This window comes from Faecalimicrobium dakarense, from assembly GCF_000499525.1.
Lineage (GTDB): Bacteria > Bacillota > Clostridia > Peptostreptococcales > Peptostreptococcaceae > Faecalimicrobium > Faecalimicrobium dakarense.
The window spans coordinates 1-15,037 of the sequence record NZ_HG529233.1; the positions used below are offsets into that span (position 1 = coordinate 1).

Here is a 15,037-nt window from a genome sequence, read left to right on the forward strand (position 1 = left end):
AACTTAATAAGTGAGCTTTTTTTATATTATTAATGAAATTAAAACTTTTATTTTGTAAAAGCTATATACTATAAAAGCAATTTATTATATTTAATACAAATAAATAATAATAAATTTTAATCTTATTTATGATATTATATAAAAATAGGATACAATATTTATATGAGTTAGAATTTAAGGAGGAAATAAATGATAAATGGAAAAATTATAAAAGGAATAGGGGGATTTTACTACGTAGATACAGAAAATGGGCTTTATGAATGTAGAGCTAGAGGTATATTTAGAAAAGAAAAAATCACGCCTTTAGTTGGAGATAGAGTTGGTATAAGTGTAGTTGATGAAGAGAATAAAAAGGGTGTAGTTGAGGAAATAGATAAAAGGGATACAGAACTTGTAAGACCGCCTATAGCTAATGTAGATAAGGCTCTTATAGTATTTGCTATAAAAAACCCTAAGCCAAACTTATCCTTATTAGATAGATTTATAGTTTTAGCTGAAAAGGAAAATTTAGAGATAGTTATAGTGCTTACAAAGGCTGACTTAGATGATGATAATACATTAGATGAACTAAAAAGTGTGTATGAACTTAGCGGATATAAAGTGATACCTGTAAGTAATAAAACTAAGCTAAATATAGATAAAATAAGAGAAGAACTAAGTGGAAATGTAGTAGTATTTGCAGGTCCATCTGGAGTTGGAAAATCTAGTTTACTAAATGAAATAGATAGTAATTTTAAATTACAAACAGGAGAAGTAAGTGACAAAATAAAAAGAGGAAAGCATACTACACGACATGCAGAACTTTTAAAGTTAGACTGTGGTGCTATGGTTGCTGATACTCCAGGATTTAGTTCATTAACTTTAGATGATATAAGTGAAACTGAGCTTAAGGATTATTTTATAGAGTTTGATGAATTTGATAATTGTAGATTTGGATCAAGATGTGTACATGAAAATGAGCCTAGTTGTGCTATAAAAGAGGCTGCCCAAAATGGTAAAATATCTAAACAAAGATATGATAGTTATATACAATTACTAAATGAAATAAGACAAGGGAAAAGGAGATACTAAAATGATTAAATTAGCACCATCTATATTATCAGCAGACTTTGCTAGATTATTAGAAGACGTAAAAAAGGTAGAAAATGCAGGATGTGAATACTTACACATAGATGTAATGGATGGTCATTTTGTACCAAATATTACTTTAGGTCCAGGAATTGTAAAATCACTAAGAAAAGATGTAAATATGGTATTTGATGCACATCTTATGATAGAAAATCCAGATCTTTATATAAAAGATTTTGTAGATGCAGGATGTGATTTGATAGTTGTTCATCAAGAAGCATGTACTCACTTACATAGAACTATACAAAATATAAAGTCTTATGGTATAAAAGCAGGAGTTGCCCTAAATCCAGCTACTCCAATAGAATCAATAAAACATGTATTGTCTGAAGTAGATATGGTACTTATAATGACAGTTAATCCAGGATTTGGAGGTCAATCATTTATAGAAGGTATGGTACCTAAAATAGAAGAGTTAAAAGAGCTTATAGATAGTAAAGGACTAAGTGTGGATATACAGGTTGATGGTGGTATAAAACCTAGTAATGTAGACAAGGTAGTTAAAGCAGGAGCTAATATAATAGTTGCAGGTTCAGCTATATTTAATAGTGAAGATATACCTACTACAGTTAAATTATTTAGAGAGAATGCATCTAAATAGGAAATATATATGAAAATTTGTATTGTTTTAAATGGAGAAATACAAGATTATAAAAATACAAAAAAAATAATATATGAAAATAAGTATGATTATATAATTTGTGCAGATGGGGGAGCTAATCATACCTATAATATGGAAATAAAACCACATTATATAATAGGCGATTTAGATTCTGTGTCAAATGATATTGTAAATTATTATAAAAAATGTGGAGTTAAATTTGAGAAGTTTCCATCTAAGAAAAATGAAACTGATACAGAGTTATGTATTTATCTAGCAAAACAACTTGGCGCTAAAGAAATAGATTTTTTAGGTGCATTAGGTGGTAGGATAGATCATATGCTTGCAAATATCAATTTACTTTATTATGTAAGAAGCATGAATATAAGTACTAAAATAATATCTGATAAAGAAGATATATATATAGCAATAGATGAAGAAAAAATTATAAATGGAAATAAGGGAGATACAATTTCTGTAATACCTATAAAAGGTGATGCAATAGGTGTTACTCTTAAAGAATTAGAATATCCCTTAACTGATTATAATATGAAGTACTCATTACCACTTGGTATATCTAACGTTATGGTAAAATCTAAATGCAGTGTAAAAGTTAATAAAGGAAATTTACTTATAATAAGAAATAAATAAAAAAGATGGTTTTTAACCATCTTTTTTACATGTGATTTATAACCTAGTAAATTTGAGCAAAGCGAATTTTATTTAAAAATATTAAAGGGAAAAGGTGAATTTAGTCATATAATTATAATTATAAGTTTATAAATAAGGAGGTATATTATGGGGGATAAGATAGCAGTTATATACAAAAGTAAATACGGCACTACAAAACGCTACGCAGGGTGGATAGCACTTAAATTAGGAGCTGACTTATATGAACTATCAGATATAAGAACTAAGGATTTAGATAAATATAATACTGTAATATATGGAGGTCCTTTATATGTAGGTAAAATAAAGGGTGTAGATTTTATAATTAAAAATTATGAAAAATTATTAAATAAAAACCTTATAGTATTTACTGTTGGAATGGAATCATATAGTGAGGAATGCAGAAATAAAATTATTAAGAATAACTTTGAAGGTGAGAGAATAGATAAAATTGATTTATATCACTTTAAAGGAGCATTTAGCTATAAAGAACTAGGTATAATACATAAAGCTATGATGAAATTTATGAAAAAAAATTTAGAAGCAAAAGGTATAAGAGATTTAACTGAAGATGATAAAAACTTATTAAAGGGATTTGAAAGTTCAGTTGACCTATCAGATAAGAAGTATATAAATAATTTAATAGACCATGTATATAGCATAAACAAATAAAAGAAGTGCATCTTGCACTTCTTTTATTATGCAAAGTATTAAATTTTTAAATTAAAAAGTAGGACAGGTCTAATTTTATAATATTTTGCATAAATTTAACTATATAAAGTAACTAATAGATTTAAAAGCCATAGGAGGCGATTATGAGAAATCAATCAAAGGGGTTATTGGGGATTGTATGTTTAGCAACTGGAGCTGCTGTAATACTGTCTATGATACTACCTAATTGGATATGGACGGCACTTACGGCATTTGTACTTATTGGATGTGGAGTATTATTATTCTTATATTAATTAAAAAGCAATTATATAGGTAAATAACTAGTAATAATTAAAAAAACTAAGAATAATCTTTAAAGTCTAGACAAATAGGTTAAAAATTAAATTACAGGGGGAATAGATTATGAAAATGGTAACAATCAAATTACCAAAATGGATTTCAAATATTGTATTAAAATTTATGAGAGGTGGTAAAAAAGATTAAAACATAAAAAAGGCCTACTAAAATTAGTAGGCTTTTAAAGAATTATTAAGCTCTTTCAACTTTACCAGAACGTAAACATCTAGTACAAACTTTTACTCTCTTAGGAGTACCATCTATTATAGCTCTAACGCTTCTTAAGTTCGCTGACCACGTTCTTCTGCTGTGTCTATTTGAATGTGATACTTGGTTTCCAGAAACCTTACCTTTACCACATACGCTACATATCTTTGCCATTTTTCGTACACCTCCTTAAAATGATAACTATTTAAAGACTAAAAACATATTTATATTAACATAAATATTGAAAACGTGCAACAGAAATATATATTTGCTCTACACATATTGAAGAATTTGCTGTTATCATATAAAATTATATATATAGTTTTGTATAAAGTAAATATTAAAAAAGAAATACTAATATTTTCTTTATTTAAATATCCTAACATTTTACAAAAATATTTTCAAAATAATATGGCTAGGTTTAAATTATACCATATTTATAGTATTATAGGATATATAATTTTCTATGAGCTATAAAAAATAGAAAATTTTAATATATTTGAAAAAATAAAAATAAAAATGAACTTAAGGGGGTCAACCATGAGTGCAAAAGTAATGAATCAATATGGATGTATAGAAATAGATAAGCAAGTTATATCACAAATAGCATATAGATCTGCTATGGAAAGTTACGGTTTAGTAGGTTTAGCATATAAATCTAAGGGTATAGTAGAATTATTAAAAGGTGAAAATGCCTTTAAAGGTGTTTTAGTAGAAGAACTTGAAGATAATACAATAGCAATAGAGCTTTATGTTATACTACAATATGGAACTAATATATCTACTGTTGCAAACAATATAATAGATAGAGTAAAATATACAGTTGAGAAATTAACGTCAATAAAAGTAAGTAAAATAGATATTAATGTGCAAGGAATTAGAGTCAAGTAATTAGGAGGAAGAAAATGATTCAATATATAGACGGTAAAATTTTAAGAGATATGTTTGTCTCTGGTGCAAATAATCTTCAAAATCATAAAGATTTGGTAGACAAGCTAAATGTGTTTCCTGTTCCAGATGGAGACACAGGAACTAATATGTCGCTTACAATATCTTATGCAATGAAGGAATTGTCAAAGTTAGAAAATAATAATATAACAGATATAGGCAAGGCATTATCAAAAGGTTCTTTAATGGGAGCTAGAGGAAACTCTGGAGTTATATTATCACAAATAATAAGAGGATTTGCAAAATCAATAGAAGGTAAAGATAAAATATCAACTGAAGATTTAGCAAAGGCGTTTAAAAATGGTTCTGACACTGCATACAAGGCAGTTATAAAGCCTATAGAAGGTACAATACTGACAGTAGTTAGAGAAAGTGGAGAATTCGCTATAAAGTCATATAGAAAAGAAAATGATCTATTAAAGTTCTTAGAAATGGTTATAAAAGAAGCTAACGAATCACTTAATAGAACACCAGAACTTTTAAAAGCTTTAAAAGAAGCTGGAGTAGTTGACTCTGGAGGAAAAGGTCTAGTTCTTATATATGAAGGAATGCACGCGGCTCTAAAAGGTAATCCTATAAAAATAAAAGACTCAAGTTCAAATAATGTACAAACTATAAACACTTCAGCAGGAACAATAAGTACTGAAGATATAAAGTTCGGTTATTGTACAGAGTTTATATTAGAAAGCGATAAAATAGAAGATACTGGCATAAGAGATATGATGTTAAAGTATGGAGATAGTTTAGCTGTTGTTGGAGATGAAGGTGTAATAAAAGTACATGTTCATACTAATGACCCCGGGCTAGTAATTCAAGATGCTTTAAAATACGGTCAATTAATAACTATAAAAATAGAAAATATGAGAGTGCAGCATGAAAATATAGTTTTAGATGCACAATCTGAGACTGCTTCTTCAGTAGAAGAAAAAGAGTTTGGATTTATAGCAACATCTATGGGTGACGGGCTTGCTAAAATATTTAAAGACTTTGGGGTAGATCACATAATAGAAGGTGGTCAAACAATGAACCCAAGTACAGAAGATTTCGTAAAAGCAATAGATACTATAAATGCTAAAAATATATTTATATTCCCAAATAACAGTAATATAATAATGGCTGCAAATCAAGCTAAAGAAATAAGTGAAAAAAATATTGTGGTTATACCAACTAAAAATACACCACAAGGATTTACAGCTTTAGTAAACTTCAATGGTGATGCAACTGTAGAAGAAAATGAAGAAGCTATGATGGAATCCCTTGGATTAGTTAAATCAGGTCAAGTAACTTATGCTGTTAGAGATACAGTTATGAATGACATTGAAGTTAAAGAAGGAAATATAATAGGAATTGCAGAAGGAACATTACTATCTGCAGGAGAAAAGGTAGATGAAATAACTACAGCTCTTGTTGAAAAATTAGTAGATGAAGATACTGCAATAATAACTTTATTCTTTGGAGAAGATGTATCAGAAGAAGATGCTTCAAAACTTCGTGATGAATTAGAAGAAAAGTTTGAAGATATAGATGTAGAGTTATATTACGGAGGACAGCCTCTTTATTATTACTTAATATCAGTTGAATAGATTAAAAAGTCCTGTATAATCATAATACTTAGTAAAAGTGATTATACAGGATTTTTTTTAGCAACTGTGTTGGCAACATGAAGTGTAGCGCCCACGCAGTGGCTTAAGATAAGCTAATTTTGTGTAATAGGTGATAAATATGATTGATTTAAGAAAAGATGTACAATATGTAAAAGGAATAGGCCCTAAAAGGGCAGAGAAACTTAATAAGTTAGGAATATTTACACTTAAGGACTTAGTGTACTATTTTCCAAGACAATTTGAAGATAGAAATAATTTAAAGAAAATAATTCAATTAGAAAATGAAGAAAAAGCAACTATAAAAGTTATAATAGTAGGAATATCAACATCTAGCCCAAGAAAAGGGATGAATATAACTAAGGTTGATGTAAGGGATGAAACTGGATATGCAAAGCTAGTATTTTTTAATCAAGATTATGTAAAAAATACTTTTAGACCAGGAGATACAATATTAGTATTTGGGAAAGTAAAAAAAGAGTTCAAAACTATAGAAATAAGCTCTTGTGAAGTAGAACACCTTACAAATTCACCTAAAAATACTTGTAAGGTTATGCCTATATATCCACTTACATATGGTGTAACTAATAAGGAAATTATAAGTATAATAAAAAATGTTTTAAGTGATAAAGAGCTTAAAATAAAAGAATATTTACCACAAAGGATAATTGAAAAATATAAACTATGTAGCATAGATTATGCTATAAGAAATATCCATTCACCAAGTAGTAAAGAAGCTTTAAAAATTGCTCTTTACAGAATTGTATTTGAAGAATTTTTAATTTTACAGTTGGGATTATTCATATTTAAAAATGGCGTAGACGAAGCCTGTGGTATAAAATTTGAAGAAAATGAAAAATTAGAAGATATACTGAATTCTCTACCATTTAAATTAACTGGAGCTCAGGATAGAGCATTAAATGAAATTACACAAGATATGAATTCAGATAAGCTTATGAATAGATTAGTTCAAGGCGATGTTGGTAGTGGTAAAACTGTAGTAGCACTTTTAGCGCTAGCTAATTGTGTTTTAAATGGATATCAAGGTGCATTAATGGCACCAACTGAAATTCTTGCAGAACAGCACTTTATTTCTCTTACAGAGACTTTATCTGAGTTTGGAATGAAAGTTGAACTATTGGTTGGAAGTCTTACTAAAAAACAAAAAGAAAATGTATTAGAAAAAGTTAAAAATAATGAAGTTGATATATTAATTGGAACCCATGCTTTAATAGAAGATAAGGTTGAGTTTAGTAACTTAGGACTTGTTATAACTGATGAACAACATAGATTTGGAGTAAGGCAAAGAAATAAGCTATCATCTAAAGGATTTAATCCAGACATACTTGTAATGACAGCGACTCCAATTCCAAGAACACTAGCTCTTATACTATATGGGGATTTAGATATATCTATAATAGATGAACTTCCTCCAGGTAGACAGCCTATAGAAACTATTGCGGTTGATAAAGGGAAGAGAGATAGAGCGTATAATTCTTTAGTTAGAGCCGAAGTTGAAAAAGGGAGACAAGTTTATATTGTATGCCCTTTAGTAGAAGAAAGTGAAGCAATAGAAGCAAAGGCAGCAGTAGAACTTGTTGAAGAATTAAAATTAGAATACTTTAGTGACTTAAGGGTAGGTCTATTACATGGAAAAATGAAAGCAAGTGAAAAAGATTCTATAATGAAAAGTTTTAAAAATAAAGAAATAGATATACTAGTATCAACAACAGTTATAGAAGTAGGAGTAAATGTTCCAAATGCAACTTTGATGATAATAGAAAATGCTGAAAGATTTGGACTAGCTCAGCTTCATCAGCTTAGGGGAAGGGTAGGAAGAGGTAGTCATAAATCATATTGTATTTTAATATATGCCTCAAAATCAGATGTCTGTAAGCAAAGAATGTCAATTATGGAAGAAACTAATGATGGATTCAAAATTTCAGAAAAGGATTTAGAAATAAGAGGCCCTGGAGAATTCTTTGGAACGAGACAACATGGGCTTCCAGAGCTTAAAGTAGCTAATATATTTAAACATATGAAAATATTAAAAATAGCACAGCAAGAGGCTAGATATATTTTAGGAAATGATCATAAATTACAAAATTTTGAAAATAAATATATAAAAAACGAAATAATTGACAAATTTGAACATTCATTAGAAGAAATTTCGTTAAATTAAATTAAAATTATGTTAAAATATACAATGAGGTGAAGACTGTTGAGAGTAATATCAGGAAAAGTAAGAGGATTAAAGTTAAATACGCCTAAAAATGAAGATGTAAGACCTACTACAGATAGAGTCAAAGAATCTTTATTTAATATGATAAATCCATATATAATGGAAAGTAATGTACTAGATTTATTTGCAGGAACAGGTTCTTTAGGTATAGAGTGCTTATCTAGAGGTGCTAATAGATGTGTTTTTGTAGATATAAGTAAAGAAAGTATTTCTATAATAAAGTCTAATATAAAAAAGCTAGAGTTGAAAATGAAAGTATAGTTTTAAATTCAGACTTTAAAGATGCTATAAGCAAGCTAAAAATACAAGGAAATAAATTTGATGTAATATTTATGGACCCTCCATATTATAAAAATATGTTTATAGATGCATTACAAAAAATAGATAATGCAAGTTTATTAAATGAAGATGGAATAATAATTATAGAACATGATAGTAAGGATGTATTTCCAGAAAATATAGGAAGATTAGAAAAAACTAGAAATAAAAAGTATGGAAATACTACTATAACATTTTATAAACCGGAGGAATAAGCATAAAATGGAAAAGAAAATAAGAAAAGCTATTTTTGCAGGTAGCTTTGATCCAATAACAAATGGTCATTTAGACGTTATTTGCAGAGCATCAAAACTATTTGATGAGCTACAAATAGGGGTTCTTTACAACCCTAATAAAAAAGGATTATTTAACTTTGACGAAAGAGTTAAGCTTATTGAGGAATGTACGAGCCATTTAGGTAATATCAAAGTTGTAAGTTTTAATGGTCTTTTAGTAGATTATTGTGGAGACAATGGGATTGATACTTTAGTTAGAGGCATAAGAAGTGGGGCAGATGTTGAATATGAGTTACAAATGGCTCATATGAACAAAGAGTTAAATCCAAACATAGAAACAATTATATTACCAACAAGTACTAAATACTCTTTTATAAGTTCATCTTTAATAAAAGAAGTATTAGCATTTAATGCAGATATAAAAAATTTAGTACCTGATATTGTTTTGAAAGAATTAAAAAGAAAAGCTAATAGGGGAGAAAAGATATGTATGTAGATTTAGAAATGATGGAATTATTTGAAGAATTAGAGAGTGTTATAAAAAATGCTTCTTCAATACCTTTCTCACATAAAAGTGGTATAGATAAAGATGAAGTATTAGGAATAATCAGTGAAATAAAGACACTAATTCCAGAAGAAGTTAAACAAGCAGATTGGATAAATAAGGAAAGGCATAAGCTTATAAATGATGCAAAGCAAGAGGCTACTGAATTAGTAGAACAAGCTAATAAAGAAGCGGAGAGAATAAGAGCAGAGTACACTAACAATATTGAAGAGTTAAAGAAAAATTCAGAAGAAGTTGTAAAAGCATATGTTGAATCTAGTGAACCAGTAGCACTAGCAGAAGAAAAAGCAAATGAAATAGTAAAAAGAGCAGAAAACATAGCTAGTGAAATAAAATTAGGATCTATTGAATATGCAGAGAATGTACTTACAACAATAGAATATAATTTAAAAGATATATTACAAGAAGTAGCAAGAGATAAAGCTGAATTAAATCCAAATAGATAAAATTCATTTCATTCATATCGCCAACGACCTTGAAAGACAGGTCCGTTGCTAAAAATAAAAAAGAAAGCATTAGCTTTCTTTTTTATTTTTATAACTAGTTTTTTCTAAAATTATAAGAGCTGCAAGTATGTATACTATTACAAATATAGGAAGTATTGTCTTGTAATTAATAATATAATAATTCCATATAGGGTTATTATAAAATACATTGTATATGTTTGAAAAATTAGATACAATAGATGATGATTGGAATATCGGATATAGTAAAAATGTAAACACACCAGCTAGCATTCCGTGTAAAAATTTACTTAATATGTATAGATTAGTATTTATATCTGTTTTGGCTAAAAAGTTGCAACATTGAGCTAATATAGATAATCCACTAAAACCTATTAAGAAACTAGCTAGAGAGGCTCTGAGAACTTCAGGAGTAGATATTATACTAGCTACTTTACTACAACCTATTGTCATCTCAAACAGACCACTTATAAGGGCATGGCAAAGCTTCGGAGTAACACCAAACAATGACAACGGAATATATAATATAGAAGACATTAATGAAATTATATTAAATAAAGATAATATCTTAAATACAACAGAAAATACTATTACAAATCCTCCTACCATAAGTAATGTATTTATTCCACTGAATACTGCATTTCCAAATAAAACGAAAAATCCCTTCCCATCTGATACTTTAGTATCAATTACATTTTTTATATTTCTTCTTAATGGATACTTAGAACTAGTTAGCAGCTCTTTACCGTAGTTTCTAAAGAGTATACCTACAGATATTGAGCCTAGATAGTGACAAACCATCATAAGATATCCTAAAGATGAATTTTGAAACATACCTGTTGCTACTGCACCTATTATAAATAAAGGTCCAGAAGTTGAGCAAAATGATACTAACCTTTGAGCTTCAAATTTAGATATTTCATTGTTATTTCTAAGTTCAGATGCTAGCTTAGAACCAACTGGATATCCAGAAACAGTTGATATAGCAAATACTAGAGCACTTTTTCCTGAAACATTAAATATAAATTTAGTTATAGGGTTTATTATAAATCCTATTATATCTACTATTTTTAAATCTACAATTAGGTTTGCACCAATTACAAATGGTAAAAGAGAGGGTATTAAAACAGTTGTCCATATATTTAACCCTTCTTTAGCTGCAACTATAGATTCGTTTGGAAAAATAATAATACCTAAAATTAAAAGTATAACAATTGATACAGGAGTAAAAAACGTTATAAGATTACTTTTTTTCATAAAATCACCTATTGAGTTATTGAATATATGACTATTATATTAATTTAATAATCAAAAAAGACTTAAGAGAATTATCTGAAATTTTCTTAAGTCTTTTGATATAAAATATTATCTTACATATATTGGTGAAGTATAAAAATCCATGGGACCTTTTAGTAAATTTTTGTTTTTATCATAATAAATAATATTATACATATTACTAGCTTTTACATCGTAATGTATTAAAGTTTTAAAAACATCATCATCCATAGAAAAAGATATATTTGAAAATTTATTTATTATATTTATTTCGGAATTCTTTTTTATAGCTTTTAAAATCTCGCGCCCCTTATCATTAAAGGCTAATACCCTAACATAAGGAATAGAATTGATATTTTTTACCTTATTCATATCTTCTTTAGTAATTCCAAGAAGGATATTATTAAGAGTACGTTTAATTTTAGTTAAAGTATATCTTTTTGACTTTACAGATTGTTGTAAATCATAAAGGGATTTTGAAGTGAAAACACTTTGGTATATTTTATTTTCAATACCTTCATTAACTTCAAAATAGTTATCTAGTGTATTATAATCTCTAAGTATTATTGAAGATAATAAATCAAAGTACTTATCATCAAACATAGGGGTGAAATTATTTATTAACTTACTATCTAAAATGCCGTAAGTAGGTTTTGGAACAACATTAGATATTAGTGATAAGTTATTATTATCCTTTAGTGATTTTCTAATAGCAGTAGCAGAACAAATATTACTTTCTATATTTTCTGAGTTATAAGACGTAGAAATTCTAGAAATAGTATAAGGTTTTATATTACTTTCTAATTTTAGTAGACTTTTTATATATTCTAGTCCTAAAATGTTATTAGAGGAGTTTAAAACAGATAAAAGGTCTTCTTTAGAAATATCTACTAAATTATATTTATTAATATAGTCAAATAAAGCAAAACTTCTAGCTGTAGGAAACAGTAGTCCTTCGTCTAAATATTTTTTTAAGTAAGATTTAAATTCATCAGGTTCATCCACTAATATTTTAGAAATAGTATATAGTATATCAACATTTCCTTCTTCGCTACCAAAGCAAATAGAATTGATACAATTTAAAGAATTAAGAGTAGCTAGTGCCCCGTGAGCAAAAATTTCTGCACTTTGGCAAGCAAACATAGTTGGAAGCTCAATAACCAAATCAACACCATTTTTAACAGCCGCTTCTGCTCTAGTATACTTATCAAACAAAGCAGGCTCTCCTCTTTGTAAGAAGTTGCCGCTCATTATAGCAACGCTATGAGTAGCATTAGTTATTTCTAATGATTTAGATAGATGATATAAATGCCCATTGTGAAAAGGATTGTATTCAACTACAAGTCCAAGTATATTCATAAAAAATCTCCTTTGTTAAATATAAATAAGTTTTAATTTAAAAAAAATTAAATTTATATTTAATGTATAATTTAAAAAATAATTAAAAAAAATAATTATATTATAATATTATAACAAATGGAGAAAAATAATCTATGTTAAGTAAAATATATTAAACAAATTAATACAATAAAGACTATACTTTTACATTGAAAAGTGTTATATTATTTATGGCGAAATGTTTAATGTATACAACGATAAAAAATTTGTGAATAATAAGCCTGAGAAGGTTTTTTTACATATTAATTATAAACTTAAGGAGGTATACTAATGAAAGTATTAGTATTAAACTGTGGTAGTTCTTCATTAAAATATCAATTAATAGACATGTCAAATGAAGAAGTTTTATGTATAGGATTAGTTGAAAGAATAGGTATAGAAGGTTCTATACTTAAGCAAGAAAAAGATGGTGTAGAAGGTAAATTAGTTATAGAACAACCTATGAAAAACCATCAAGATGCTATAAAGTTAGTATTAGAAGGTGTTGTTGACGCTAAATTCGGTGGAGTTAAAGAAATAAGTGAAGTTGAAGCTGTAGGACACAGAGTTGTTCACGGTGGAGAAAAATTCGCTGGTTCAGTTAAAATAACTGACGAAGTTATGGCTGCATTAGAAGAGTGTATAGAATTAGCACCACTTCACAACCCAGCTAACATAATGGGTATAAAAGCTTGTGAAGAAATACTTCCAGGTGTTCCAATGGTAGGAGTATTCGATACTGCTTTCCACCAAACTATGCCTAAAAAATCTTACTTATACGGATTACCTCATGAATTATACACTAAGTACGGTGTAAGAAGATACGGATTCCACGGAACTTCTCACAAGTATGTATCTCAAAGAGCTGCTGCAATGCTTGGAAAGAACATAGAAGACGTTAAGATAATAACTTGTCACTTAGGAAACGGAGCTTCTATAGCTGCTGTTGATGGTGGTAAGTGTGTAGATACATCTATGGGATTCACTCCACTTGAAGGATTAATAATGGGTACTAGATGTGGAGATATAGATGCTGCTATATTACCATTCTTAATGGAAAAAGAAGGATTAGATGCTAAAGGATTATCTGACTTAATGAATAAAAAGTCTGGGGTATACGGAATGACTGGTATATCAAGTGACTTTAGAGATATAGAAGGAGCTGCTGAAAAAGGTGACGAAAAAGCTCAAGTTGCTTTAGATGCTTATGTTCAAAAAGTTAAGAAATACATAGGATCTTACGCTGCAGAAATGAACGGAGCAGACGCTGTTGTATTTACTGCTGGTGTTGGTGAAAATGGTATAGAAATAAGAGAAGCTATAGCTTCTAACATGGAATTCTTAGGAATGAAGTTAGATGCAGAAGCTAACAAGGTTAGAGGAAAAGAAAGAGTAATATCTACAGAAGATTCAAAAGTTAAGATATTATTAATACCAACTAACGAAGAATTAATGATAGCTAGAGATACTGTTGCTTTAGTAAAATAATTATAAATGGATATAATAATTTAAGGTAGGGTAAAACCTACCTTAAGTTTTGTCTTGTGGTATAATATTAAAAGTAGCTAGATTATAAAATAATTTATATACTGCCAAAAATATCTATCAAGTAAAAATACTTGACAAACAAATGCTAGATTTGTATAATAAATTTGGTAATGTATTGAGGTGAATTTAATGCAAATTAGTTTGGATAGATTAATTAGAAGAGAAACTGATAAAATAGACTTGAATTTTTCTCAAAAAGTTGATACTATTAATTATTGTGAAGAAAGTTATAAACTAGCTTCTCCGATAAGTGTAGATGGTAAAATTTCAAATACTAATAAGGGATTATACCTTGATGTAGATGTAAGTTTTATAATCGTTGATAAATGTTCAAGATGCTTAGAAGAAGTAGAAGTTCCTATAGAATATTCTATACAAGGATTTTTAGTTAAAGAAAATTTTGATGAAGACATTTTCGAAGATGATGATGCGTTTATATATGATGGACAAGCTATAAATCTTGTAGATCTAATAGAACAAACATTAGACTTTAAATTACCAGCAAGAGTTCTGTGTAATGAAGACTGCGAAGGTCTTTGTCAAGGATGCGGAGCAAACTTAAATAAAGAAGAATGCTCTTGCAATGAAATCGCGAACGACGAGGAGATTATAGATCCCCGTTTTGCTAAATTAAAAGATATATTTAAAAATGACTAAGGAGGTGGCGTAAATGGCAGTACCAAAGCGTAAGACATCTAAATCAAAGAGAGATATGAGAAGAGCAGCTAACTCAAAAATGGAAGCAACAGGATTTGTAAGTTGCCCACAATGTCATGAGCCAAAATTACCACATAGAGTGTGTCCAGATTGTGGATATTATAAAGGTAAAGAAGTTGTATCTAAGTAATAA

General features: G+C 28.4%; 16 protein-coding genes and 1 pseudogene. 14 read left to right on the top strand and 3 right to left on the bottom strand.

The annotated features are described in order from the left end of the window. Positions 1-189 precede the first annotated feature (189 nt). The 5 genes from rsgA (at position 190) to BN899_RS01175 (ending at position 3,363) form a co-directional block, all read left to right on the top strand. On the top strand, positions 190-1,071 hold the full coding sequence (rsgA, locus tag BN899_RS01155) for a ribosome small subunit-dependent GTPase A (RefSeq protein ID WP_042271766.1): 882 nt from the start codon (positions 190-192) through the stop codon (positions 1,069-1,071). 1 nt (position 1,072) lies between these two features. Continuing rightward, positions 1,073-1,729: a ribulose-phosphate 3-epimerase gene (rpe, locus tag BN899_RS01160; protein WP_042271769.1), complete on the top strand. Its 657-nt coding sequence runs from the start codon at positions 1,073-1,075 to the stop codon at positions 1,727-1,729. Between the two features lie 9 nt (positions 1,730-1,738). Continuing rightward, positions 1,739-2,380: a thiamine diphosphokinase gene (locus tag BN899_RS01165; RefSeq protein ID WP_042271773.1), complete on the top strand. Its 642-nt coding sequence runs from the start codon at positions 1,739-1,741 to the stop codon at positions 2,378-2,380. A 147-nt stretch (positions 2,381-2,527) separates the two neighbouring features. After that, positions 2,528-3,070 carry a flavodoxin domain-containing protein gene (locus BN899_RS01170; RefSeq protein ID WP_042271775.1) on the top strand — a complete coding sequence of 181 codons (543 nt, stop codon included), beginning with the start codon at positions 2,528-2,530 and terminating at the stop codon, positions 3,068-3,070. Between the two features lie 143 nt (positions 3,071-3,213). Beyond that, positions 3,214-3,363 carry a hypothetical protein gene (locus tag BN899_RS01175; protein ID WP_042271777.1) on the top strand — a complete coding sequence of 50 codons (150 nt, stop codon included), beginning with the start codon at positions 3,214-3,216 and terminating at the stop codon, positions 3,361-3,363. A 235-nt stretch (positions 3,364-3,598) separates the two neighbouring features. Here BN899_RS01175 and rpmB read toward each other — a convergent pair whose 3' ends face one another. Continuing rightward, complete coding sequence (rpmB, locus tag BN899_RS01180) at positions 3,599-3,787, bottom strand: 50S ribosomal protein L28 (protein WP_042271781.1); 189 nt, start codon at positions 3,785-3,787, stop codon at positions 3,599-3,601. A gap of 366 nt (positions 3,788-4,153) precedes the next feature. Between rpmB and BN899_RS01185 the strand changes: the two genes are divergently transcribed. From BN899_RS01185 to BN899_RS01210, 6 genes and pseudogenes are all read left to right on the top strand, one after another. Further along, positions 4,154-4,504: an Asp23/Gls24 family envelope stress response protein gene (locus tag BN899_RS01185; RefSeq protein WP_042271783.1), complete on the top strand. Its 351-nt coding sequence runs from the start codon at positions 4,154-4,156 to the stop codon at positions 4,502-4,504. A gap of 14 nt (positions 4,505-4,518) precedes the next feature. Beyond that, positions 4,519-6,144, top strand: a complete 1,626-nt coding sequence (locus BN899_RS01190) for a DAK2 domain-containing protein (RefSeq protein WP_042271786.1) — start codon at positions 4,519-4,521, stop codon at positions 6,142-6,144. 139 nt (positions 6,145-6,283) lie between these two features. Next, a complete protein-coding gene (gene recG, locus BN899_RS01195) occupies positions 6,284-8,344 on the top strand; it encodes an ATP-dependent DNA helicase RecG (protein WP_042271789.1) in 2,061 nt (686 codons plus the stop codon). Between the two features lie 39 nt (positions 8,345-8,383). Next, a pseudogene (gene rsmD / locus BN899_RS20735) lies at positions 8,384-8,937 on the top strand (16S rRNA (guanine(966)-N(2))-methyltransferase RsmD). 7 nt (positions 8,938-8,944) lie between these two features. Next, positions 8,945-9,454 carry a pantetheine-phosphate adenylyltransferase gene (gene coaD, locus BN899_RS01205; RefSeq protein ID WP_042271793.1) on the top strand — a complete coding sequence of 170 codons (510 nt, stop codon included), beginning with the start codon at positions 8,945-8,947 and terminating at the stop codon, positions 9,452-9,454. Beyond that, positions 9,445-9,969 (top strand): hypothetical protein, encoded by a 525-nt coding sequence (locus BN899_RS01210; protein ID WP_042271797.1) that lies wholly within the window; start codon positions 9,445-9,447, stop codon positions 9,967-9,969. Before coaD ends, BN899_RS01210 begins: the two co-directional genes overlap by 10 nt. 69 nt (positions 9,970-10,038) lie before the next feature. Here the strand turns inward: BN899_RS01210 and BN899_RS01215 are convergent, their stop codons facing one another. Together BN899_RS01215 and BN899_RS01220 are read right to left on the bottom strand one after the other, a co-directional pair. Further along, positions 10,039-11,244 carry a nucleoside recognition domain-containing protein gene (locus BN899_RS01215; RefSeq protein WP_042271800.1) on the bottom strand — a complete coding sequence of 402 codons (1,206 nt, stop codon included), beginning with the start codon at positions 11,242-11,244 and terminating at the stop codon, positions 10,039-10,041. 108 nt (positions 11,245-11,352) lie between these two features. After that, the gene (locus BN899_RS01220) at positions 11,353-12,621 is read right to left on the bottom strand and encodes a nucleotidyltransferase (protein ID WP_042271803.1); all 1,269 of its coding nucleotides are present in this window, start codon (positions 12,619-12,621) and stop codon (positions 11,353-11,355) included. 309 nt (positions 12,622-12,930) lie between these two features. Between BN899_RS01220 and BN899_RS01225 the strand changes: the two genes are divergently transcribed. From BN899_RS01225 to rpmF, 3 genes are all read left to right on the top strand, one after another. Further along, positions 12,931-14,127, top strand: a complete 1,197-nt coding sequence (locus BN899_RS01225) for an acetate/propionate family kinase (RefSeq protein ID WP_042271807.1) — start codon at positions 12,931-12,933, stop codon at positions 14,125-14,127. A gap of 189 nt (positions 14,128-14,316) precedes the next feature. Next, positions 14,317-14,844, top strand: coding sequence for a YceD family protein (locus BN899_RS01230; protein WP_042271810.1), 528 nt, complete (start codon positions 14,317-14,319; stop codon positions 14,842-14,844). Positions 14,845-14,857: 13 nt separating this feature from the next. Then, positions 14,858-15,034: a 50S ribosomal protein L32 gene (rpmF, locus tag BN899_RS01235; RefSeq protein ID WP_042271813.1), complete on the top strand. Its 177-nt coding sequence runs from the start codon at positions 14,858-14,860 to the stop codon at positions 15,032-15,034. Positions 15,035-15,037 lie beyond the last annotated feature (3 nt).